Below are 24,136 nucleotides of genomic sequence, written 5' to 3' on the forward strand. Positions count from 1 at the left end.
ACCCGCTACGACAAGTGTCCCGAAAACTACCTCGCCGCCGTCAAGCTCATATGCGCTCGCATCTGGTGCGCTGGATAATGAGTCTACGTCCTAGCCTATATTGGAGCGCCGTACTTTCCTAATGGTGTCGGATTTGGCCGACGCTTGATTGCCGAACATAAACATAGGCCAGCTTCGCGTGATGGGCGGTGCTGATCCGATCATCTGAAGGAAGGGTGCTCAACATCGGGATCACCGGCGCGAGCGCTTGTCGTCGCGCGTAATGCCCGCGCGATCTGAACTGCAAGCCTTCGTCGTGTCAGTTCCGGCAGATGAAGCCAGACATTCGGCAGCGTCGGCGGCACGCCTTTCATTCTCGTCATTGCGGCTGTCCTCATCCAGATGCAGCGATAACGCTTCAATCTGCCTAACGACTCGCAGAAGCACCGCTCCTGAGACCAACGGAGTTGATTTTGAGTCGGGCAGAGCCTCAGCCAGATCGGTAGCGGTTCGGCAGATGTTTTTTCTACTGCCGTTCGGTGTTCGAACCGTCACCCAGCGTGAACCTCGATCAGAAACCAACTGGAGCACTTCAAGTTGCAGCCCAAACAGTGGGTCAGTCCGCGACGTCACAGTCACATGAGTGATAAGTCGATCAAGATCAGGGGTATTCCCAATTCCTTGGCTCGCCAAAGACTTCGCCCCATTCGGCGAAGCCGCGGTTGGAAGTTAGGATCATGGCGCCCTTTTCGTAGCGGGCGTTGACGAGCTGGAAGAAGAGATTGGCGCCGCCCGGCGTGATGGGCAGGTAGCCGATTTCATCGACGATGAGCAGCGAGGCGCGGGTGTAGAAGCGGATTTTCTCAGACAGATGCCCCTCACGTTCGGCTCTTGTGAGCGCCTCGATCAGTTCGGCCAGCGAGCAGCGATAGACGCTGCGCCCGGCTCTGACGGCAGCCACGCCGATGGCCGTGGCCAAATGCGATTCTCCGGTGCCGGGCGGCCCGAGAAAATGCAGCACTTCGGCCCGGTTGATGAACTCGAGTTGGGCCAGCGCGGTGATGCGATGCCGGTCGAGCGAGGGCTGGAAGGAGAAGTCAAAACTTTCAATGGTTTTGATCGGCATGAGGCGCGCGGTGCGTAGCGCCACGCCGATGCGCCGCCCTTCGCGCAGGTTCAGTTCCTCGGCCAGCAGGTCGTCGATGGCCTCGATGGCGCTGATCTCGCCCTTTTCCAGCCTGCCCAGCGTGTGATCAAGCGTTTCGAGCGCGCGGGCCATATGCAGGGCCAGCAGGCTTTGCCGGATGCGTTCGGTGACCGACATCATGCGGCACCTTTGGCATTGAGGCTGGCCAGGCGCTCACCCACCGCACCGTAAAAGGCCAGAGGGCGCTGGAGGATCGGCGGCGGCGGTGTCGCGGGTAACATCTCGGCGCGTTTCGACGGCGGGGCCTTGCGATGGCCTGGCTCGATACGCTTGCGGTTTTTGCCTTCCAACACGGGATGCCGGGCGATGAGTTGCCCCTCCTCGAAGATCTGAACCTCGTGGGTATGGTGCTGGACTTCGACGACACGGCGACGGGCGGTGTCAGGGACGCTGTAATAATTGCCGGCCACCGCCACCATGCCTTCACAACTGATCCGCCGCTCGACGGTCAGGACAGCATCGTAGCGCAGAGCTGGCAATGGACGCAGATGAGGCCGCTCCTCCTCAAAATGCTCGCGTACGATCCGTCCCGTGGTAGCATGCTGCCTAGCATTGGCGATCTCGACGCGCCATGTGTCGAACTGGGCGTTGAGATCGTCGAGGTCACGGAAACTGCGGCCGAGGAAGAAGTCCTGGCGGATATAGCGGAAGGGCCGCTCCACCTTGCCCTTGGTTTTTGCCCGATAGGGTTTGCAGGCCTTGGGCGCACCGCCATAATGAGCCAGCAGCGCAACCAGCGAGGCATTATAGGTCACCACACCGGCGGCATCCTCGCCGATAACAGCGGTCTTCATACGGTCGTAGAGAATTTCGGTGCAGCAGCCAGCCATTGCCTCGAAGGCTGCGATGTGACAGCGCATCACCGTTTCTAGCCCTTGGTTCGGGCAGAAACGTCCCCACAGCCAGCGGCTGTGCCCCAGCACCATGCTGAACAACCAGACCTTACGCACGATACCCGGTTCGCTGGTGAAGACCGTTTGGAATTCGGCGAAATCGACCTGAGCCTGAATACCGACGCCCGTCTCGAAGCGTCGCTCATAGGTCTTGGGCATCGGCGGGCGGATCTGGCGCAGGTATTCTGTTAGCGACGAATAGGCCCCCTTATAGCCCATGTCGCGGATCTCACGATGCAGCCTGCGCGAAGACAGGCCAGGATAGGCTGTCATCCGTTCCAGCAGATAGGAGCGATACGTCTCCGCAGCGCTGACCACCGGTTTGCGTGGGGAATAGGCTGGCGCCTCCAGGCCATTGGCCAGATATTTCTTCACCGTCTTGCGGTCGAGCCCGGTCTGGCGCGCAATGGCGCTGATACTGAGCCCTTGTCTCTTGAGTTTCTGGATCAAAACGACCTCCCTCAGTCCTATCACCTGCGCGCCCCTTCTTCGGCATCAGCAGGGATAAATGTGCCGCCTGATGGAAATGGGGGCATGCCCCCATTTCCATCAGGCGCAGTGTTCAACCTGAGGAATTTTCAACCAGCACATTTGGGGAGGATACAACCAGCACTCACAAACTGCTCCGTTCCGAACATGGTGTCGTGTTCGCCCCGAGCACGATCTGGCGTTTTCTCGATCGTCACTCGATGACCGTCAAAAAAACGGCGCACGCCAGCGAGCAGGAGCGGCCCGACGTTCTCGCGCGGCGGCGCGCCTGGTTCACTACTATAACCACCATCGGCCCCATTTCGCGCTCGCCGGTAGAACACCAGCAGAGGCATATGGGCACATCGGCACATCAGATCATGGGGGGCATGCCCCCATGATCTGATGACCAAACTCGCTGCATGACGACACCGGTTTGAGCTTAACTCCGCCGCAAACCTGTCCAGCAAAGCGGGACCACCTCAGTTCACATGCTTTGTAAAGCCTGGACGGCTTCTGTAATCGGTCAAGGTGCCATCCAGTTGGCGCGTCGCGCCGAACTGCGAGGGATACCTATCCGAAAATCACGGTAAAACCCGCACTGCCGGCTGGCCGCTACAGCCTACTATGGAATGCGCTCAGCCCGCCAGCAGCGCTAACCTCGGATACTACCCCGCGTGCGGGGACGTGATCCGCTATTTCGGGGACAATAGAATGGATGGGAGCTTTGGCCAGGAACCCTCGCCTCCGCAGCTCCCATCCGGCTCAAAACTTCATGCCGACCCTGACACCATAGGTGCGCGGCGGGCGCAGATTGGCGGTGTTGAAGAGGCCGAACGGCACAGGAAAAGTGGAATTCATAACGGTCTTATCGAATATATTGTTGACATACCCGCCAATCGAGAAGCGATCGCCGGCAGCATGATAGATGCCTTGGACATCGGCCATCCAATAGGCTTTCTGATATTGCTCCGCCAAGAATTGCAGGCCGGTGAGCGTGTCGGACTGATAACGCGCGGAGCCATCAAAAACCAGACGCGCTCCACTGGCGAAGGGAATGGTTTCCTGCAAACCCAGAACAAGCTTCCATTTGGGCGCGTTGGGCGGCCGCTTGTTCGAGCAGTCAACCACATAGACGGTCGTCGGCGCACCAACCGTGCTACATCCTGTCCCGTTGTTGATGCCGCCGTTCGAATTGGGCGTATTATAAACGAAGCTGTTATACACGGCATCGAGAAACTGCACATCGGCGCTCAGCAGCGTGTTCGCAGTGGGCCGCAGCCGCATCTCGACCTCTGCGCCCCTCATTCTGGCGCGCCCGACGTTCTCTGTCCCGAATATCGAGTGGCCCTGTGAATCATACGTCAGATGCGAAATCTGTTGATCCTTGTAAAGCCAGTCGAACAATTCCAGATTGATTTGCAGCCGGTTCCTGAAAAATCGGTTCTTGGACCCGAACGTCAGGGCACCGATTGATTCAGGGCGGAAAACTCCGGCATCGGTGGTTGTAAAAAAGCCCCCCGATTTGAAGCCTGTCTCGTAACTCACATAGAACAGATTCGATGGCGTCATGTCCCAATCCGCCGACAGACGGTATGTTACTCGGTCAAAGCTGGCGCGCCTGGCGTTCGCGCCGGTCAAATTGATGTCTGTGGGAACGGTGATCGTGCCATCCGGCGCCGGATTAAAATCCACGGCGGGTGGCGTCAGACTATACGGAATAGTCGGCGCCGTCGGGCATCCCGGGACATAAGTGGGGAAATAGCTGGTGGGGTTGAGGCAGATACGCGTTGTGCCGTAAGAAACCGCATTATACTTCTTGTCTTCGGTCGTATAGCGGCCACCGACACCCAGACGAAGATTGTCTCGCACAGCCCATGTCAGTCGACCGAATGCAGCCATACTCGAAATATTCTGCGTGTAGCTTTCGAAAGTGGCATTCGCCTGCTCATTGACGCTGAACAGAGGAATGTCATTCTTCTCGTTATAATAGAATAGGCCCACGATCGCCCGAAGAAGCCCGATATCATTCAGAGCCAGCCGGCCTTCCATGCTGAATTGTCTGTCGTGCTCCACCTGCCGCAGATAGAAGCCGGGGGCGTCCGACAATTGATCGATATTACTGCGTCGGTATGCCGGAACAAGAGTAAACGTGCCGATGGGGGCCTTGTATTCGATGGTGGATGCAATCCCCCAGAAACTGTTGCGCTGAAACCGGTCAGCCGAGATCGGATCGAACGTTCGGCCTAGAATGGGACTCGGCTGCGACGCATAGTAAGCGCGTGCCTCCAGTGATTGGATGCCATAGCGGTTATCGATGCCCAACTGGACCGGGATCGCGCCAACGCCAATGTTATGCTGGCGGAAATAATCACCCGTAATGGTGATGCTCAAGTTGTTCACCGGCTTCAACAACAAAGACGCGCGGCCTCCCAGGTCATTCTGATCGTCGCTGCCGTCCTTCATATAGCCATTATGGCGGACAAATGTGCCGGCAACGCGCAACGCCGCATTCTCTCCCAAGGGCGCATTGATGGCGCCGTTTGCCGAAAGGGCATTATAATTGCCATAGTCTGCGTCAGCGTAGCCCTCGAACGCCCCCAACACGGGCTTTTTCGTTATGACGTTTACGGCACCGCCGGTTGCGTTGCGGCCGTAAAGCGTTCCCTGAGGACCTTTCAGCACTTCCACCCGTTCAAGATCGTAAAAGAAACCGGTCGTCGAAGATGGACGGCCCAAATAGACCCCGTCCACATTGAAAGCGACAGCTCCATCCGCAAGCGCCGTACCCGAGAAATTGCCGACGCCGCGCAGATAGAACAGCGAATAGGGGCCCCCTGCCGATATCACCTCCAAGGCCGGAACGATGTTGCTCAGCTCTGTAGGCTTCGAGATGCCTGCTGCTCTCAGCGATTCTCCTGAAACCGCACTGATGGCCACAGCTGCGCGTTGCAGGTTTTCCGATCGGCGTTGCGCGGTTACGACAATGTCCTGAATGCCCTGATTGGCCGTGCCGGTGGCAGCTGCTTTGGCACCATTTGCATCCTGCGCCCATGCTACGCCGTCGATGAACAAAAATATCGCGCAACCAAGAAGTAATGCTCTCTTTTTCATGATAACTCCCCCATGATTCTTTCAGCGCGATTTTTGAATCTGCGCCCGAGTATGTTATTTTGCTTGTTGCTTGAGATACGCGATAACCTCGGCACGATCTGCGGGGCGGGACAGCGCCACCGGCATCTTTGTGCCTGGAACGAGTTTCGTCGGAGCGGCTAGAAAACGATCGAGCGTCTCCGCGTCCCAGACCAGCTTGGCGTTCCGCATCGCCGAAGAATATGCAAAGCCGGGTACACTGGCGGCCAGCTTGCCAAATACGCCGGCCAATGAAGGACCAAAGCTTGCCTGAGCATTGTCGCCTCCATGACAGGATGCACAGTGGGATTGATAGACAGCGCGACCTTCAGGCGGCGGCGTCTGCGCAAAGGCAGTTGAAGAGAACGGCAGTGCCGCCAAAAACAATTGCAGACGCATCCGCTTTTTCATCTGCCTCTACCCTTCCTCTCGCATTCACTGATTTCAGGCCACCGTCGCTCGACACTCGAAATCGTTACGCGCGATAGGCAGATCACGCAGACGCCGCCCGTTAGCCGCAAAGATCGCGTTGGCCAGCGCGGGAGCGGCAACGGTCGCCGCCGCTTCGGAAATGGTGCTGGGTGGATCATCGCTCGGCATCTGGATGACGGTAAGCGCCGGACAATGCTGCAACGTTAGCAATCGGTAATCAGCAAAGCCGGTCTGCTCCACCCGCCCTTCGGCGATCGAGATCCGGCCCCAAAGCGCGGCGCCCAGTCCGAACAGGAACCCTCCCTGAGTCTGCGCTTCCACAACGTCGGGGTTGATGACGATGCCATTGTCGACGGCCAGCACAACGCGGCGTATCTCAAAGCCGCTCTTGCTTGCCGCAACTTCGACAATGGCCACCGTAACCGCATCTGACATATTGGTTATGGCAATGCCACGACCGATACCCTTGGCCGGTTTCTTGTCCCAACCGATCTCCCGCGCGGCACAATCAAGAGCGGCAAGGAAGCGCGGCTGCCCGCTCAACAACGTTTTGCGGAACGCGAGGGGGTCCTGCCCTGCGGCATACGCCAGTTCATCGACAAAGCACTCGGTTGCAAACAGGTTGTTGGTCTGCCCTACCCCACGGAACCAGCCCGTCGGGATGGGAACATCGATCTTCGCTGACGCCACCTCCACATTGGGAATCGCATAGACGGCGTTGGACGGCGTCCCGTCCACGCTCATCAAGTCGAAAGGCGCGAAATTGAAACCGGATGCGCCGGCAGGGCCGGTCAGCTTGTCCAGTTCTTTCAGATCGATGCCATACTCACGGAAATAGCGCGCGTAATTGTCGAGCAAGGACTGGCTGGCGCAGCGATGGCTCCACGCCACAATCTTGCCATCCTTGACCGCTCCGCGCAGGGCGGAACGCGATGCGGGGCGATAGAAGCCGTGTTGAATGTCTTCGGAACGCGAGCGGATGGCTCTGACCGGACCGCCAATGATGCGCGAGAGGACCATGGCTTCCAGCTCGCCGTCGATCTGCGCCCTGCGGCCAAAGCTGGACCCGATGGGCTGCTGATGCACCCGCACCTTGTCGGCCTCGAAACCGTAAAGCAGCTTGGCGGCGTGATAGATCATCGCTGGCGATTGCGTGCTTGACCAGATGTCGATGCCATCCGGGCGCACATGGGCAATCGCACTGGTGGGCTCCATGCAGGCATGATCGAGGTAAGGGGTGGAATATTCGGCCGAAACCGCGAGGACGCCAGGCTGGGCAAAACCAGCGGCAGGATCACCCACCTTGTGGGCGGGAATCAAGCCGTTCCGTCCCTGCACCTTGCCCGCCACGCCGTCGCGAAGCATGGCATCGATCTTGGCGTCATCGATCACCGCCGCCGGATCCGGGTTTTCCCATTCGATGACCAGCGCATCAGCCCCTTGCAGCGCGCTCCAGCTTGTCGAGGCGATGCAAGCAACCGCATAGTCGAGCGCGATCACCCGCGTCACCCCGGCTACGGCCAGCGCCGCCTTGCTATCCACGGCCTTTACCCGCGCACCAAACTGCGGTGCGTGAACAAGCGCGGCCTGCACCATGCCAGGTACGGTCTTGTCAAAGCCGTAGCGGGCTTTGCCGGTGCATTTGTCGGCCATATCGATCCGGGCCTGCGGTTTGCCCAGAATGGCCCAGTCGGCACGCGGCTTGAGCGGAACATCCTGCGGCACGGGGAGACTGGCGGCGCCCGCCACAAGACTGGAATAGGGCATTGACCGCCCGTCTGGACCATGGACTTCGCCTGCCACCGCCCTGCATGCCTGCGATGGCACTTTCCACTCCTGAGCCGCTGCTTGCACCAGCATTTGCCGCGCCGCCGCGCCCAATTGACGCAATTGCAGATAGCGCCCCTTAAGGCTTAACGATGCCCCGGTCTTGAGCATGCCAAAGGCGGGGTTGGTATAGATCGGGCGGGCGGTCATCGGGACTGTCGTTATCCTGCCCCAGGGGATTTCCAGCTCCTCGGCGACCAGCATCGCCATGGCGGTATTGGTCCCCTGCCCCATCTCCGCCTCGGCGTTGACCAGCGTAACCATGCCTCGCGCGTCGATGCTCAGCCATGCGGAGAAGACCTGTTCGGTCGCAACCGGTTCTGGCACACCGAAAGTCCGGGCGATCCCGCGATCACCGCAGACCAATGTCAGAACGACAGCGCCCGCCCCGCCCAGAAACCGCCGACGATCAACCTGCAGCGCTTCAGTCATGGCTCTTCACCCCATGTCCGGCCGCCGTCAACATCGCAAGGCGAACTCGGGAAAATGTGCTGCAGCGGCAAATGTTCGTCATCTGCTGCAATAGCTCAGCATGCTGCGCGCCCGGGGTTTCGTCCACCAGCGCGGCAGCCGCCATGATGAAGCCGGACTGACAGAAGCCGCATTGGGCGACAGCGTTCTCGATCCATGCCTTCTGAACCGGATGGAGACCGCCGGGCGAAGACAATCCCTCAATGGTGGTGACAGGCCCCGAGACTTCGCCAATCGGCGTCACACAGCTACGCACGGCCTTGCCCGAAACATGGACCGTACAGGCGCCACATAGGCCAATACCGCATGACAATTTGGTTCCGGTCAGCCCCAGCTCTTCGCGCAGCGCCCACACCAACGGCATTTCCGGCGGAACGCGTAGCTCTCTAGGCTCACCATTGACGATCACCGTAATAATGTCTGCCACCTCCGTCGTCCTCCCTGAGGCGGCATCATAAATCGCGGAAAAGATAAGACAAATTTATATATAATATATTACAATATCCATCATGTTTATTTTATGTCCTCAAAGCCGCTCGTCGATCGGCACACACGCATTCTTTGGGAGAGAGATGACGCCGCGGCAGGACGCGCGCCTCTACTCCCGCGCTGGCCCACGCCCCGATGCGGTTGTTTTCTTATTTTGGGCCGTCCGACATGTGCGCTTGCCAATTTTGTACAAAAATTTCTGCGAGCAGATTGCGGAACCATCGATTGCCTGGATCTGCATCGGTACGCCTATGCCAGCACATGAAGAATTCCACAGGCGGGATATAAAAGGGCAAAGGACACGACGTCAGCGAGAAGGACGCCGGGATGACCTTGGCGACATAGGCCGGCAGGGTGGCGACAAGATCGGTGCCATGCAGCATGAAGTAGACGGACGAAAATCGCGGCGTCACCATGGTTACCTGGCGTTTTAAACCCATTGAGGCTAGTGCATTGTCGGCAACCCCCCGGAAATCGCCGCGGAACGAGACCAGCAAATGCCGCGCATTAATATAGTCGTCGAGCGCACCTGATCTGCCGGGCATGATCGACTGATCATAGACCATGACATAATCGGCATCAGCCAGCTTTTGAGTATGCAGCCAGCTCGGGGCTTGGCCAGGCAGCACCGTGAGCATCACGTCAATGTCTTCGCGATCCTTGTAGGGGAGCGGCGAGCCATCGCTGTTGACCAGCCGCAGCCGGGCCAATGGCGCTTCGTGCGAAAGACGTTTGATGATCGCCGGCCCCATAAACGGTTCAAGGTCATCCACCGTGGCAATGGTAAAGGTGCGGGTCGACTGAGCAGGATCGAAGTCGGAAGAGACTTCGATGGCGCTGCGCAGCCTAGGCAGCAGAGGCCGGATACTATCTGAGAGTTCCAATGCGCGCGGCGTTGGCGACATGCCTGCACGACTGCGAATGAAGAGCGGATCGTCGAACAAAGTTCTCAATCGTGTAAGAGAGGCGCTAATTGCCGGTTGGCTGCGCCCAAGCCGCACGGCAACGCGCGATACGCTGCGTTCCTCGAACATCGCTTCAAGCACCAACAGAAGATTTAGATCCATCCGGAGCAGAGGGTCAGCCATCATGAATTCCGTTTATAATTTTCGCGGTGCCGTTTATGAAGACTTATATAAAAATCCATTTCTATTGGCTTTACCGATAAGCGGCTCGGCGTCAAAAGCGTCAGAACCGATGGGACGAAGGCGCGCGCATGGGTTGTTACCTTGGCGTGGCATAGGCTGGCTCAATGCCTGACAAAGACGACGGGCATTGGACACCTCGAACCACCATATTTGACCTTCAGCTCGTAAAAGGTTGCGATAGTCGGCCCGTGCTGCCGGCAAACCTTCACAGTTGGCAGCCCCGCCTCTTGCTCCTTGATCATCATGAGGGATCTTTGAAGGGCAGATCGAGCATCACAATAAACCACAAAAGCCCCCAGAGTGCCTCTCGTGCCCCCCCGATCGATCCATTTTAAGGTGAATAACCGCCGACCAAGGCAACATCGATCATCCCCAAGTGATAATCCTTGGCAAAAGCGGGGAAGGATCGCATCACGACGCCAGTTCTGCGCGGAGCGAAAGAGGCGTTACAATTAACGCCAGACCCGCACCATATATCGCCTTGAGAACGAGTGCAGGCACCGGCGCGATCGAGGGTGCTCCCACCAGCCAGACAAAGACGGCGATCGACGCCGTGCCAATGAATGCGGATCCCACCGCCAGGATCAGCCCCCGCGGCAGCAATTTGGCGGGCAGGAAAGAGCGATGACCAATCCGCGTCAGCGCCCCGGCCTTCAACTTTCGACGGGCGAGCGCGCCGGGAACGAGAACACTCATAAATGTGGTCATGAAGCTTTGCGGCAGAAAATCGGCTATCCATTGCCCGAAACCCCAAAGCTGCACCGGCCCATCCAAACCAAATACGACAAGAAACAGAACCGCAGAGATAACGGCGTTTATCACGACACTGATGCGGGTTTCATTGCGAACATAGGCTTCTATGGCAGGGAGACTGGTCATCGTTTCACACTCCAGTCCGACATGTGCAGCACGGCGCATCGCCAAAGTCGCACCCACGACACGCTTGAAAACCGCCCAACCTATTTCTCGTTGCACGACACACCATCATATTCTCCAAAATATAATTATTTGCGATTAAATTCCATTTATACTAGAAATATTATTATAAAAAATATGTATAAAAATATTAACCATATGAATATCAAATATTTATCGACAACTGCATTTCAAATTTTGTTGATAGCTTTAAATTATCAGAATTTAGTTTGTAAAGTCAGACCATATGTACGCGGCGCCCCATAAGATGCCGCCGAGCTGGTATTACTGGAATTGGAATAGAGCAGAACCGCCTCGTTTCCGATATTTCTGACCCAGCCACGAAGGCTGAACCTTTCGTCCGCAGTGTTGAAGGTGATCGATGCGTTCACCATCTCGAAGGACTTCTGCCTGCGCAGATTATCGACATTTGTAAAATATCCATCGTTATGATTCCAATCGACGGAGAAAACCATATCCCCGGCGCCGACAGGCAAGGTGTAGAGCCCTCCAAGGCTCGTGCTGAAGTCAGCCGTGACCGGGATCCGATTTCCACGCGCATTGAAAAGGGTCTGAATAACACCCCCCGCCGGATTGGGCGTGTTCATCAGTGCATTGGGGAAATCGCCAAAACGGTCATGAATCACCGTCGCGCCAAAGTTCAGTTTCAGGCGCGAACTGATGATGGCCTCACCGTCAATGTCGAGGCCGTAGATTTTCGCCGATGGCCCGTTGACGATGCCGACCGTTCCGGTGGGAAGAGGCTTAGGCACCTGGATATTGGTGTAATCATAATAGAAAATGGCAGGATTGAAGCGCAGGCGTCTGTCCAGCAGATCCATTTTCAGCCCAGCCTCATAGGCATCGAGAACTTCAGGTTCGAACGCAGGCTGCTCAGGCGTGCCTAGATTGAACCCGCCAGCCTTGAACCCGCGATTGTACGAGGCGTAAAGCAGGATATTATTGATCTTGTGATCGACACTCACGCGCCACGTAAGCTTGTTGAACTGCTTGGACTGATTGCCAACGCCAGGGGGCAAGAGGTCGATGAAGGACCCGTCAGGCAGCTGCGCAGAACTCATGCCGTCAATGCTGCGCCGCTCTGACGTATAGCGCAAACCGCCTGTGATGTTTGTCGAAGGTCCGACCGGTACGGTCACCTGACCATATCCCGCGTAGGAATCGGTCTTCACAGTCCCTGTGGTCCGCATCCGAGAAAATGGAAAGAAGGGAGAACCCGGCTGGTCCAATGGAAAGCCAATGACAAGATCGCTGGGAACATAGGCGCTGTACCCGTGGAAATAGAAGGCACCCAAGACCCACTTGATATAGGATGATTTATTCGATTGAAGCTGCAGCTCCTGAGTGAACTGCCGGTCGTTCTGCTTGACAAAAATGCCTAGCGCCGGGACCGGAGTGAGATCGAAATCGAAAGCAAAATTAGTGGTTGAGCTGCGATAAGCCGAGATACTGACGAGTTGGATGCTGCCCAGACCTTGGTCGATCCTCAGCGCCGCGCCGCCGCTGCTGCTATTCTGTTTCGGCTCGACATTGGCGTTGGCGTCCCACGGCGAACCTGTTCTGGCCAGACCAAACAGCGGTTGTTCACCGGGGAAATCCCGAAATGCGGGACTATTCCCACGCGTCTGTGAATAGTCGGCGCTCAATCGAATGGCCGTATTGGGTCCAGGCTCCCAAAACAGCTTGGAGCGCAGGCCAATGTCGCTGTCGGTCTTGTTAACGTCGCGCCCGGTTGCCAGATTCGTTCCAAAGCCCTTGCCCTGATGGCTGCCGACAAACGAAATATCGATGGCAGCATTATCGGAGAGCCCGGTTGTGAGATAGAGGCTTCCTGAAATTGTCTGATAATTTCCATAAGACAAACTGGCCGAGCCGCCAGGCGTCCTGGAAGGATCTTTCGTGAGGATGTTGATGAGACCACCCGTGGCGTTGCGCCCGAACAACGTGCCTTGCGGTCCCTTCAACACTTCAACTCGCTCGATATTGTTGAATGAGAACAGGGAGGCCGAGGAAGCGGCATAATATACGTTGTCGACATAGACCGCGATGGAATTTTCAAGACCCGGCCCAAATGTGGAGGCGCCTATCCCGCGGATTTTGGGCAGGAAATAGCCCGAGGCGTTATTGACTGTCAGCGCCGGAGTGACCGTCGCCAAAGCCTGCGCATTGGTGATACCAGCGCTCGACAACCTCGTTGCGCTTACTGCGGTGACCGAGATAGGCACGTTTTGCAGGTTTTCCGCACGGCGCTGCGCCGTGACCACAATTTCTTCCACAGTCGCTGGCTTGGCGTTGGTATCCGGCCTGGATGAGGCCGCCGTCTGGGCATGTGCCGGAACAGCCAGAGCCGATGCGAGCACGCATGTGGACAGTAAAAGATAAGTTTTCATTCTGGTTCCCTCCCATGGTTATAAACCGCCCGCTCTTTGACCTTGGCCGCGTTGACGGCCACCGACATTGCCGCCGCGGCCCTGATCCCATGGATGCAAGGACAGTCGATCAAAAAGGGGGCGTTTTACAATGGCCGCCTGTTCATCAGGTCGGTCTTCTCTCTTGTTTTCAAAATTGTCATACGGCAGCGGCCACTATGCTGGAAATCGATATTCCGTATGGCCCTATTCATCGAGTTAATGGGAAGGGCTGTAGCTGGTGGCGTGACCGTCCCGGCTCCTCGCTCTTGCACATTTGCAGTTCAAATATTAGCTCCCTGAGCCATTTGTGGCCGGAGTCGTACTGATTGCGGGAATGCCACAAGGCCAGCGCGCCAACGGGCGCCATCGGGATGGGCGGCGGCACAAAACATAAGTCAGGCCAATCCTGAAATGCACTGGCGGTGAGACTATCGAGGATCCCGATGAGATCCGTGCCCAGCACGGCGGCGGGCACTGCAAGGCTATGGGGAACCTGAAGCGCGACTCGTCTCCGAATGCCGATAGCCTGCACCTCATAATCGGTAACGAGACCTGACCGCGCCCCCGCGACCTGAACATGTGGCAGTTCCTTGAAGGCCTCCAGACTCAGCGCCCCGTCCTTCAATCGCGGATTGCGCCGGTCCACCACGCAGGTCATGGGAATGGTGAAAAGCGTACGACTTTGCAGTTCGGCTGGAATTTCAACGAAGGCGTTCAGGGCGAGGTCGATCTTTCCGAGCCGCAATTGTTCTGTTGCCTCAGCCGCTGCGAGGTCAACGACGATCAGGTCCATCTTGGGCGCCAGCCGCCTTAATGCAGGCATCAGCAAAGGGAGCACACCAAAGGCCGCCACATCCGACATACCCAGGATAAAACGGCGATCAGACTCGGTGGGAACGAATTCGATCTTTTGGTTCACTGCGGCGCGCAATAGCGCGAGCCCCTCTATGATATTGGGGGCCAATTCCTGCGCACGCGGGGTCGGCTGCATCCCTGAACCGTCGCGACAGAATAACTCATCATCTAAGAGATGCCGCAACCGTTTGAGCGCATGGCTCATGCTTGGCTGGCTCAAACCGATCGCGGCTCCGGCATGTGTTACACTCCCGTGCTTCAGCAAGGCTTCGAACGCGAGCAGCAGGTTCAGGTCAACGCCCGCTAGATTGACTGGTGCAGACATGATTTATGCGATCTTGAGACGGCTGATCTGTGCGATCCAGCCTTCTTCAGTCAAAACCGTCAGAATGCGGGTCCAGATGCCCAGGCAATTCCATCTCGTCGGAGAGCCATCATTGACTGGACAGTCGGTCCAGCGACCAATACACCTGCGCAAGCGGATAACACCAGATATCACATGTCGGCCATCAAACCGCGGTGCTTCGGGCGGGCGATCAGTCAAACGTGGTCCGATCACGGCGCACGCCCGATCCGACAACCAAAACAGCAAACACAACATCCCAAACAGCCTCCGGCTTCAGCAGAGAATCCCAAATTCAAGGGGCTCGAGAGTTTTCAAAATCAATTTCGAGTTTGAGCCTGAGCCATGCCCATTTCCCACCTCCGGCAAAGCATCGACAATGAAAGCGTCCCAAGCACTCCATGGCCAGTTCGCCCCTTCGCCGCCAGCCCCGCGCCAGAGCGTTCAAGGCGCCGCCTGCTCCTCCTTGACCAACCGTTCGATCGCCCTTCGTGCCATCACAGCGCCACCGTCGCCTGACAGTAACCAAGGGCGAAGTTTCCAAAAGTCCCGGCCCCGCATGTTGTCTTGCACGGCCTTTATCATTGGCCCGTCCTCGGTTGTGAAAGCCGCCATCACGGCACGGGTCGTGATGTCCGTCATCGCCTGATCCTCAAGGGCCCAATTGCGAACGGCCCGGAACAAGTAATGGGTCGAATCGGGGGTTGCCGGAGTCAAGGCGTGGATGGCCTCGATCTTCAGCTCTTTGGTTGTCCGATCAAGCCGCGATGATGTCCCCGATGAAATGACCAAACGCGCCGGGGGCGACCATTCGACCTTGAGCCAGCCATCTGAATGCGCACCGCCCTCTGGCAAGAAAGGGGAGAACAGAGCCATCGCCTGACTATCCTCCCAGGTCCAAAGGCTGGTGATTTTATTGCCTTCGCGTGTGATTTTAGGGGTCTGCCCTGTAACCGCCCCGCCAGTTCCAAGCAGGCCGGGGTGCAGAAAATCGGCGTGGCTCAGATCGAGCAAGTTATCGATCACAAGCTGATAATGGCCTGATGAGTTGAACAAACCTTCCGCAACGGCGCTTGCCGGCAGATCGAGGAAATCCAGTTCAGGAATGTCGTTGGTGGGATAGCCAAGGCCCGTCCACAACCAGACAATGCCGCGATCCGCCTTAACGGGATAGCTTCGCAATGGCGCCGCTTTGGGAATAACCCCTTCACCATGGGGGTTGCGGACGCAATGCCCTTTGCTGTCAAATTCCAGCCCATGATAAGGACACGTGATGATACCCTTATCGATCCGCCCCATACTCAATGGAGCAAACCGGTGCGGGCAAACATCAGACAGCACACTGATGTCATTCTGAGAATTTCGGAACAAGACCAGAGGCTCGTCCATCACCGCGCGCGCGATCATTTTGCCCGGTTCAATCTCGCTCACCAAGGCAACCGGGTACCACGCCTCACGAATATAGTTCGGGTTCATGATGCTCTCTCCCAGTTGGCTGGCGCTCGTTGACGGATGCAAGATCACCGCACCGCAGGACGGCGCCAGCCTTTTTTATAACGACCTAATGCGTAAACTATGGCTTGGGCGAAAAGAATCCCACTGACATCCCCCCATCCATGCCGATCGCCTGGCCGTTGATTGATCGCGCGGCCGGGCTTGCCAGAAACGCATAGGTCGCCGCAATCTCATCGGGTTCCGGGATATGCCCGGTCGGCATTCCGGCGCGCATCGCTTCCACCGGGATACCATAAACCGCCGACGCCTCGTGCAACATAGGCGTGTTAATGGGCCCCGGAGTGACGCAATTGGTGCGGATACCATCGCGCCCATGATCGATTGCCATGCAACGGGTTAGGTGAATCAACGCCGCCTTGCTCACCGCATAAGCAACCGCATTGGGCACGTAGCGGTGTCCCGCGAGCGCCGCGGTAAACAGAATTGCCCCGCCGCCACGCTCCCGCATAATCGGCACCGCTTCGCGTGCCAGTCGAATGCCCGCCATAAGATTGACATCCAGCACGCGCTCGAAATCAACATCTGGCACCGTCTCGACCGAGCCAGATGTCCCGATTGCGGCATTGTGGATCAGAACATCCAGACCACCGAACAGCTTGGATGCCTGCCCAACGATCATCTCTCCGCAACGCGCATCCGCAAGATCGATCATTATGGCCTCGGCCCGGCCTCCGGAGCTGCCAATCTCCTCAAGAACGCCATCGCAGGATACGCGGTCGCACAGGAGCACGCTATATCCCTCGCGTGCAAAGCGCAGCGCGGTCGCCCGCCCTACCCCCGAACCCGCCCCAGTGATAGCCGCGACCCGGCTTGATACCGGGGCCGTCACGACTTGCCACTCCGAAAGAGGAACGTGAGCAAGAAGATGAGGATGCGGGGGCTGAGGAGCTTCAAACCCTTTCGCGCCTCATCCGGCGACAGGCGTGCAGACATTGGCATGGTGCCGAAAACCTTGCCCTTGATCACAAGCTCGCCCGAGGAAATATCGAGCGCCGTCACCTCCATGAGGCTGCTTCGGTCCTGCGAGAGTATCTTCACGAGATCACCTTGTCGAAATCCATGCCCAGATCGTCAAACATGCGGATCGCCGTACCGCGGCCCGCGCCGAACACGCCGCCACCGGGATGGAGGAAGGGACCGACAAGGTACATCCGCTCAACCCCGGGCACCGTATAGTTGCCAAGGTCGGGCGTTGGCCGGTGCGCCGCGAACTGATTGAGATAGGGGGCGCAGCCATGGATGTCGCCGCGCTGGAAACTGGGCGAGCTTCGTTCCAGATCAAGCGGCGAGTCCGAATGCACGGCAATGATGTTGTCAGCATCAAGGTTGTGGCAGAACAGTCCGATTTCATCAATTATATGCTGCTGATGCTGCTCCTTGATGCGATCCCACGCCGCAGCGCCGCCATCGGCAAGCTCATAAGGTGCATAGGAAAAGGCGTAGAAGGTCGCCTTGCCTTCAGGAACGCGCGTCGTATCCGCCACCGATGGCGAGGAGGCCCCAATCAGAGGCTTTTTGGGCAAGTGACCATATTTCATGTCGTCAAACTTGCGCAGGAAATCCTCCATCCCACCCGAGTGCAGTTCGACCACGTAACCATCATCGACATTCTCGTCGCTCTTGAAGCGCAGCGGTTCATTGAGCGCCGCATGGACGGCGAAGGCACTGTAGGCCGCCTGCTGCACACGCTCGGCGCGCTGAACAACGCCTGTGTCGAGCCCATCGATGAACCGACCGAGCAGATGCGGGTGGATCGCGCCGATGACGGCATCGCGCGCCATGATTTCTTCATTATCGGCCGTCCGCACGCCGGTTGCGCGGCCGCCGCTGACGATGAGTTTGGTAACCGGTGTATCGCAGCGGATCTCGCCGCCATGGCTCTTGATGCAATCGGCAAGCGCCCGCGACAATTCGCCGCTTCCGCCCACTGCCGCGCCGCACCCGTAGCGTTCGATGGCCGCGACAAAAAATAGCAGGCCAATCCCGGTGCCACGCTCGAAGGGCGCCGCCAGATTCTCGCTCAGCAATTTGAGGAAATGCATGCGGACTTTTTCATTCTTGAAGCGATCGCTCACCAGATCCCAGGCACTGCGCTGCAGGATGTCCAGCATCACGCGGCCTTCAAGGCTTTGATCCAGCATCGCAAACGTCGCACCAAAAGGTGCCGGCGGGACGAACATGCCAGCCGTAAGCATGGGCAGGAGCTTGGCGCCAAGAGCGGAAACTTCCGCGTAGGCCTGCGCGTCTTCGGCAGAGAAACGGGCGATCTCCGCCACATTGGCGGCCGGGTCCGTGAACATGCTGATTGAGGAACCGTCCTCGAAGATCGACACGAACGGGCGCTTGGGGAAATTGTATTTCAGGCCGAATTTCGACTTTAGCCCCAACTCATCATTCACAATCAGCGGATTGGCCTGAAGCATGATGTGGCTCATGCTGTGCTGGTCATGCTTAAAGCCGGGAACCGTCAACTCCCGTGTGACCACGCCGCCGCCGAAGAAGGGTTTCGCCTCAAGGACGATGACCTGCTTTCCCGCCTTGGCAAGGTAAGCCGCAGCGACCAGGCCATTATGCCCGCCCCCTACAACAACGATATCATATTGCGCCATGGACATTTCTCTCCGTTCACTATCGATTCGTTGACTCACTTTAAATGATGGTTTAAATCGAGGCAACAACTTCGCGATCTCAGATTGCCGGTGAGCAGGTTGGACGATACATCGGTTGCGCCAAGGGGGAGATGACATGACTGCCAATCGGCTGAAGAAAGGCCCAGGAACCACACGCGCCCGTATCGTCGAAGCGGCTACCAAGCTGTTCTTTTCACGAGGCTATAACGACGTGCGAATAGCCGAGATCGCAGCTGCCGCTCACAGCAATATCGCCTCGATCAACTATCACTTCGGAAGCAAGGAAAGCCTGTTCGCCGACATCTTTACCGCTGAATGCGAGAAGGTGGCGACGGCTCGGTCGGATCGGCTGGAAGCGTTGCTCCGGGCGAATACAGCCCCCATGCTCGAAGACGTTGTGCGAGCATGGCTCGATCCGGTTTTCGAAAATCACGCGATCACCGAAAACAGAATCATTTTCACCCATCTCATGGGGCTCGTTCTCTGGTCCGACGTCAACGACAAAATCAGAGAGACGATGTCCAAGTCGCTCGCTGTCGTGGATCAACGCTACATTGAGGTCCTCGCCCAGATCCGTCCCGACCTCTCACGCGATGTAATTGCCTGGCGCATGTTCGGTGCGCTGGGCGCCTACTCACTCACACTGGGCCATCCAGAACTCATCGATCAACTTTTTGCCGGCTCCACCAGCAGCAAGCATGCCACTGATCGATTGGGCGATCATCTCTTGGCCTTCATTACCGGCGGGCTGGCAGCTGCGGCCCCGCCTTCCGACTCAAAGGATGGAAACCAATGACCTTGAGCAAAGATATGCGCGCCGTTCGCTACCACCGGCGCGGAACACCTGATGTCCTCATTCTGGAGGAAGTCCAGCGCCCTGTTGCCGGTCCGGGGCAGGCGCTGATCCGGGTCGAGGCAGCGGGGGTAAATTTTGCGGACGTCGTGCAGCGCGGCCATGGCTATTATCCGGCATCCATCACTTTGCCCGCTATCGCGGGCAGCGAGTTCATAGGCTGGATCGATAGCGTAGGCCCGGGCGTCACGCTTCAAACGGGAACTCGGGTCATCGGTTCCTGCCCGGGGGCCGGTTACGCCGAATATGTCGCGGTGCCCGCCGTGCAACTGGCATCTGTCCCCGAGGATTTGCCCGCGGCGGTTGCGCTCGCACTGTTTATCCAAGGCCTGACGGCGTGGTTCATGCTGACAGAAGCCGCGAAATTGGCCGCCGGGGAAGCGGTGCTGATCCCAAGCGCAGGAGGTGGGGTCGGCTCTTTGGCCGTGCAGATCGCCGCTGATCTTGGCGCAGGCCATATCGTGGCATTGGCAAGTTCCGAGCAGAATCGTCATTACGCACATGCAGCGGGCGCTACTGCCGTGATCGACTCATCTCAATCGGACTGGTCAGACGAAATCACTCGGACGCTTAATGGGCGAGCGCTGGATATCGTCCTCGACCGCGGAGGCGGAAAGTCGATGTTGGCTGGCCTTTCACTGCTTGGGCCGTTTGGTCGATTGGTTGTGTTCGGCTCTTCCGATGGCCAACTACTGGATGTGCCTGTCGGTGGTCTTTTGGAACGCAGCATCAGCGTTACCGGCTTCTTTCTGGCCACCTATTTCGCCCATCGTCCCCAGGTACTGGGTGCTGCGCTGGACGCGCTCGTCCAGCGCTGGCGGGAAGGCCGCGTAAAACCGCTGCTGGGCCCCTCTTTCGCTTTGGGTGAGGCAGCAGCAGCTCACGCCTTGCTGGAAAGCCGGACCGCATCGGGCAAAATAGTTCTGGAAGTGTCATCGCAGTGATCCAAGCCACCGCGAGATGGCGTAGAGGCGCGCCTCGGTTCTTCGCCGGGCGCGTTCTACGATGTGGCCGATACCTTTCTTCGTGACAAAAAGAGGGGCGCAAAGGTTGAACTTTGCGCCCCTTTCCATTTAGCTGCAGCGAGGATTACGCAACGATGCTACGCTCCTCCACGATGAACAAGATCTCCGAACGACGCTCCAAAAGCGGCAAAAGCGCGGATTCGGCTTCCTCGATCGCCAAGCGATAGGCCGCGATGGCCTGATCGTCATCCTCTGCATCAAGCCACAGGCTGTCCACGCCCACATAGGGGCTGAGCGGGGCGTTGGCGATGAAACCGGCGGGAAGTTGGGCCGCAAAGCCGTCGAGGCTGATGCTGCGCGTCATCCTACGCAGCATCGGTTTCAGGGCGGAATGGTCGGCAATCCGCTTTGCCTCGGCTTGCCACTGCGCCTCAAAGCTTTCCGCGTCGGCCCTGCCATTGCTGGCGATAAAACGCATCAACTTCAACCGCGCGGTGCCGGGATGGGCCACCGGTTGTTCCTCCACCCGCGTTGCCAATAGGATAACCCGGCTTTGGCACACGAAGTTCAACTCATCGGGCTGAATGGTATCATGGTAGTAGGGATCGGCAAGCGATTGGGCGAAGGCCGTGCCATCGGCAAAGCTGATCTCGCTAAATGAGTCGAAATCGGCACCAGAAATCCAGCCATCCTCCTTGGTGCCAAACGCGGCATCAAGGATGTGGTTTTGCATATATGTCTCCATGCTGCCCGGATTGTGCGCAACGGTCCCACCGTGGCAATGTTCAGCGTAGTGCGAATACTCGGCATGGGTCATACCAGCCCTGCGGCGACCGCCAATGATGATTTTCAGCATTTGTTGATCCTGATAAATGCTCCCACCGGCCAGATATGATTCCGGCGCGGTTGGGATCGGGTGGGATGGGCTCAAGAAAGCAGGTGTTGGTGAAGAGTCGCCTTCAGGCCACAGCTTGTTCGGCGCGGATCATCGCGGCCAGCTTGCGCCTTGCGCGGATCGCTCCTGTATCAGGCGACAGAACCAACGGCTTAAGGTCCATCAGTTCGGCACTGCCGATAGCGTGCTGTTGTGCCTCGACCATGGGCTTGTCTTCCTCCATGAAGACATGGGTAATCACCTTTGTCACGATGGCGTTGTATTCGGCATCATGCTGCCGAAAGCTGCGGCAATTGGCGTAGAAATAATGGGTGGTGGTGAGCGTTTCAGGCGTCATGATGTGAAATGCCGTGGCTCCCACGGGACTGTCATCTGGCCGCTCGATCTCGATGGTCAGGGCCATGGCGCTGGGGGCGGTCCAGGTCACCTGCGTACGCTGACGGGCAGGCGTTGCCGGGTCGGGCATTTCCCGAGCGAAGGCGGGGGGCACATTGTCGCTGTCCACCTGCCAAGTGATCGTTACTGTGCGATCCTCCTCTTTCACCCCGGCGTTGGACCGTGAGATCGAACCTCCCCCCAGTGTGTCGGCATGCAGATAATCGACATGGCTGAGGTCCATAATGTTGTCACTAAGCAATTGGTAATTGGCCGCGACGTGCAACATACCGCGCATGCGCCCGGTCTCTGGCGCGGCGGCCAGGAGCGTGTAGTCCGGGATCAAAGCCGGATCAGCCAAGGCGGCATCGCCCATCCACACCCAGATCATCAAGCCCGCCTCTTGGGTGGGAAAAGCACGGATGGCGGCGTTAGGTGCGATGCGCCCGTCGCCATGGGGGTTGCGCGTGCATTGCCCGCCAGGGCCAAAGCGCAGCCCGTGATAGGGACATTGCAGTTCATCCCCGTGGCGCTGGCCCATGCTGAGCGGCACAAAACGGTGGCTGCACCGATCAGCCAGTGCAAGCACCGCCCCATCCGTTCCGCGATAAAACACAATGCGCTTTGACAGAATCGTGCGCGACAGCAGCGCATCTGGGCCTACTTCATCTGCCCAGGCCGCCATATACCAGGCATTTTGCAAAAAGCTCATTTTCACTCTCCCCAACTCTATGCTGGGGTGAAGATAGCCACAGTTCTTCGGTGGCTTATATACCCGAAACTTTCTAAAATCGGCTCAATTCGCTCAACCCTGCGCTTTATGCTGTGCCTTCAGATAGTCGCGGGGCGACATGCCATAACACCGGACAAAGGCAGAGCGAAAGGCCCGTTCAGACTGATAACCGGCATTCTCGGCCAATTGCGCGATCGGCAGACGCTGGCTCAGCATCATATCGCGCGCAGCACTCAACCGGACGCCCAGCACGTAATCCATGGGAGGCTGAGACAACAGTTCGGAAAAGCGGCGCGCAAAGGTTGATCGTGCCATGTTGGCCTCGCGTGCCATGGTATCCACGGTCCATTTCGCCATCGGCTGCGCATTCACCAGCGACAGGACGCGCCCGATCTGCGGATCGGAGAGGCCTTTAAGCCAGCCTGTGCCCGCCCCCGAATCGCTGGCGATCCAAGACCGCAAAAAGCTGGTGAACATCAGATCGGCCAGATGCGATGCAGTCGCCGTATAGCCGGGCAGATGCCCCCCCTTCTGCTCAACCAGATAGGCGGAAAGGCTGGATAGCCATGGGAAGATGGCCTCCGCTTCTTGCCGGATAACAAATGAGGGCGGCAAGTCGGAAAGTACAGGGTTACGGTCAGGTTCTCGCAACAGATAGGCTAACGCCAAAATACGCGTGCGCGGCGTTCCGTCCCCCATCGTGAGGTGCAAAGGCGCATCGCGGCGCGTCACGGGGTTAAACGTCGCCGCGCCATTCCGCGAGAGCAGGTCGAGCAGCGCCAGAACCGGCGCATCAGGATCGCTGGCAAAGCTGTGGGGCGTGCCGTTGAGCACAATGGCGGTTTCGCCCGCCCCCAGCCACGTGCCCGGCGAACCCGCGGTGCATAACCAGCAACGACCTTCGAGCACAGTCAGGCTACAGGCGAAATCAGGCATGACCTGCGTCAGACCAAAGCCCCATTGGCCACCGAAATCAAACACCCCAATCGAATTGGAAAGCACCTTGATCGACAGCAGAGCGTTACCAAGCAAATCCATCTTGCGCCGCCAATTTCCTGACCTGGGATGAGAAGCACAATCTTAACCGATCAGCGGCGTGCAGCAAGCATCCCATCCCAACGGTTGAGTGAAAGTTCATTACAAAACGGACTATTCGAGAGGGTCACGTCTAGAGCCTATATCGATAGCAGAGTGGCCATTTTTGATTCGGAGAAGTCTTTGAAACATGGCAGATTTGGCTCTATGCAGCCCATTCCTGTCGGAGCGAAAGCATTGTCACGATAAAGGCGAGGCTAGCGCCATATAGAACCTTGAGAAGCATTGCAGCACAAAATCGAATACCCGCCGATCAGGGCCGGCTGATCGACACTGAACGCCGCAACACAGACCGACAGCAACATAATGGCTTTTGCAATGACGCTGATTCCCGTTTCGGCTTGGGCGTAATCTGCGGCGTTTGATAGACGCGTCATTGCCGACCGCGTGTAAGCGTCCGGCCTTGGTCGTGTTGCCAGGTTGATGCACAATCGCGATGAGCGCGCCTTACGCAGTGTCCATTCGCACTGCGTAAGGAGAGTGC

20 protein-coding genes and 2 pseudogenes are annotated in these 24,136 nt (G+C 57.8%); 3 read left to right on the forward strand and 19 right to left on the reverse strand.

Annotated elements, in window-relative coordinates; all coding sequences use genetic code 11:
- Nucleotides 1-640: 640 nt before the first annotated feature.
- Complete coding sequence (gene istB / locus FHW96_RS24455) at nucleotides 641-1,306, reverse strand: IS21-like element helper ATPase IstB (protein ID WP_305849713.1); 666 nt, start codon at nucleotides 1,304-1,306, stop codon at nucleotides 641-643.
- Complete coding sequence (gene istA / locus FHW96_RS24460) at nucleotides 1,303-2,553, reverse strand: IS21 family transposase (protein WP_172343179.1); 1,251 nt, start codon at nucleotides 2,551-2,553, stop codon at nucleotides 1,303-1,305. Before istA ends, istB begins: the two co-directional genes overlap by 4 nt.
- Before the next feature lie 179 nt (nucleotides 2,554-2,732).
- Here istA and FHW96_RS26370 point away from each other — a divergent pair.
- Nucleotides 2,733-2,843 (forward strand): annotated as a pseudogene (locus tag FHW96_RS26370) (IS630 family transposase); the annotation flags it as partial.
- 469 nt (nucleotides 2,844-3,312) lie between these two features.
- Here FHW96_RS26370 and FHW96_RS24465 read toward each other — a convergent pair.
- From FHW96_RS24465 to FHW96_RS24520, 13 genes and pseudogenes are all read right to left on the reverse strand, one after another.
- The gene (locus tag FHW96_RS24465) at nucleotides 3,313-5,661 is read right to left on the reverse strand and encodes a TonB-dependent receptor (RefSeq protein ID WP_172343180.1); all 2,349 of its coding nucleotides are present in this window, start codon (nucleotides 5,659-5,661) and stop codon (nucleotides 3,313-3,315) included.
- A 54-nt stretch (nucleotides 5,662-5,715) separates the two neighbouring features.
- A complete protein-coding gene (locus FHW96_RS24470; RefSeq protein WP_253951242.1) occupies nucleotides 5,716-6,090 on the reverse strand; it encodes a c-type cytochrome in 375 nt (124 codons plus the stop codon).
- Between the two features lie 33 nt (nucleotides 6,091-6,123).
- Nucleotides 6,124-8,370, reverse strand: a complete 2,247-nt coding sequence (locus FHW96_RS24475; RefSeq protein WP_172343181.1) for a molybdopterin cofactor-binding domain-containing protein — start codon at nucleotides 8,368-8,370, stop codon at nucleotides 6,124-6,126.
- Entirely contained in the window at nucleotides 8,363-8,836 is a 474-nt protein-coding gene (locus FHW96_RS24480; RefSeq protein WP_371815807.1) for a (2Fe-2S)-binding protein, read from the reverse strand. The genes FHW96_RS24475 and FHW96_RS24480 overlap by 8 nt, the downstream gene beginning before the upstream one ends.
- A gap of 211 nt (nucleotides 8,837-9,047) precedes the next feature.
- Entirely contained in the window at nucleotides 9,048-9,989 is a 942-nt protein-coding gene (locus FHW96_RS24485) for a LysR family transcriptional regulator (protein ID WP_172343182.1), read from the reverse strand.
- Nucleotides 9,990-10,160: 171 nt separating this feature from the next.
- Nucleotides 10,161-10,291, reverse strand: a pseudogene (locus FHW96_RS26880) (transposase); the annotation flags it as partial.
- 166 nt (nucleotides 10,292-10,457) lie between these two features.
- Nucleotides 10,458-10,925 carry a hypothetical protein gene (locus FHW96_RS24490; RefSeq protein ID WP_168605464.1) on the reverse strand — a complete coding sequence of 156 codons (468 nt, stop codon included), beginning with the start codon at nucleotides 10,923-10,925 and terminating at the stop codon, nucleotides 10,458-10,460.
- A 254-nt stretch (nucleotides 10,926-11,179) separates the two neighbouring features.
- Nucleotides 11,180-13,372 carry a TonB-dependent receptor gene (locus FHW96_RS24495; RefSeq protein WP_172343183.1) on the reverse strand — a complete coding sequence of 731 codons (2,193 nt, stop codon included), beginning with the start codon at nucleotides 13,370-13,372 and terminating at the stop codon, nucleotides 11,180-11,182.
- A gap of 229 nt (nucleotides 13,373-13,601) precedes the next feature.
- The gene (locus tag FHW96_RS24500; RefSeq protein WP_172343184.1) at nucleotides 13,602-14,573 is read right to left on the reverse strand and encodes a LysR family transcriptional regulator; all 972 of its coding nucleotides are present in this window, start codon (nucleotides 14,571-14,573) and stop codon (nucleotides 13,602-13,604) included.
- Nucleotides 14,574-15,035: 462 nt separating this feature from the next.
- Nucleotides 15,036-16,067, reverse strand: coding sequence for an aromatic ring-hydroxylating dioxygenase subunit alpha (locus tag FHW96_RS24505; RefSeq protein ID WP_172343185.1), 1,032 nt, complete (start codon nucleotides 16,065-16,067; stop codon nucleotides 15,036-15,038).
- 97 nt (nucleotides 16,068-16,164) lie between these two features.
- Nucleotides 16,165-16,935 carry an SDR family oxidoreductase gene (locus tag FHW96_RS24510; protein WP_172343186.1) on the reverse strand — a complete coding sequence of 257 codons (771 nt, stop codon included), beginning with the start codon at nucleotides 16,933-16,935 and terminating at the stop codon, nucleotides 16,165-16,167.
- Entirely contained in the window at nucleotides 16,932-17,144 is a 213-nt protein-coding gene (locus FHW96_RS24515) for a hypothetical protein (RefSeq protein ID WP_172343187.1), read from the reverse strand. The genes FHW96_RS24510 and FHW96_RS24515 overlap by 4 nt, the downstream gene beginning before the upstream one ends.
- Entirely contained in the window at nucleotides 17,141-18,715 is a 1,575-nt protein-coding gene (locus tag FHW96_RS24520) for an NAD(P)/FAD-dependent oxidoreductase (protein WP_172343188.1), read from the reverse strand. The genes FHW96_RS24515 and FHW96_RS24520 overlap by 4 nt, the downstream gene beginning before the upstream one ends.
- Before the next feature lie 136 nt (nucleotides 18,716-18,851).
- On the opposite strand from FHW96_RS24520, the gene FHW96_RS24525 reads away from it, so the two are divergent.
- Both FHW96_RS24525 and FHW96_RS24530 read left to right on the forward strand, forming a co-directional pair.
- Nucleotides 18,852-19,532 carry a TetR/AcrR family transcriptional regulator gene (locus FHW96_RS24525; RefSeq protein WP_172343189.1) on the forward strand — a complete coding sequence of 227 codons (681 nt, stop codon included), beginning with the start codon at nucleotides 18,852-18,854 and terminating at the stop codon, nucleotides 19,530-19,532.
- Nucleotides 19,529-20,533 (forward strand): zinc-binding dehydrogenase, encoded by a 1,005-nt coding sequence (locus FHW96_RS24530; protein WP_172343190.1) that lies wholly within the window; start codon nucleotides 19,529-19,531, stop codon nucleotides 20,531-20,533. The genes FHW96_RS24525 and FHW96_RS24530 overlap by 4 nt, the downstream gene beginning before the upstream one ends.
- A gap of 145 nt (nucleotides 20,534-20,678) precedes the next feature.
- On the opposite strand, the gene FHW96_RS24535 is transcribed toward FHW96_RS24530, so the two are convergent.
- From FHW96_RS24535 to FHW96_RS26025, 4 genes are all read right to left on the reverse strand, one after another.
- Nucleotides 20,679-21,410, reverse strand: a complete 732-nt coding sequence (locus tag FHW96_RS24535; protein WP_172343191.1) for an EthD domain-containing protein — start codon at nucleotides 21,408-21,410, stop codon at nucleotides 20,679-20,681.
- Nucleotides 21,411-21,513: 103 nt separating this feature from the next.
- On the reverse strand, nucleotides 21,514-22,509 hold the full coding sequence (locus tag FHW96_RS24540) for an aromatic ring-hydroxylating dioxygenase subunit alpha (protein WP_216651053.1): 996 nt from the start codon (nucleotides 22,507-22,509) through the stop codon (nucleotides 21,514-21,516).
- 120 nt (nucleotides 22,510-22,629) lie between these two features.
- The gene (locus tag FHW96_RS24545; protein ID WP_172343193.1) at nucleotides 22,630-23,595 is read right to left on the reverse strand and encodes an AraC family transcriptional regulator; all 966 of its coding nucleotides are present in this window, start codon (nucleotides 23,593-23,595) and stop codon (nucleotides 22,630-22,632) included.
- A 254-nt stretch (nucleotides 23,596-23,849) separates the two neighbouring features.
- Nucleotides 23,850-24,136: hypothetical protein (locus FHW96_RS26025; RefSeq protein ID WP_216651054.1), on the reverse strand; the 287-nt coding region annotated here is incomplete at its 5' end.

This window comes from Novosphingobium sp. SG751A (assembly GCF_013149295.1).
In the GTDB taxonomy this organism is placed as follows: domain Bacteria; phylum Pseudomonadota; class Alphaproteobacteria; order Sphingomonadales; family Sphingomonadaceae; genus Novosphingobium.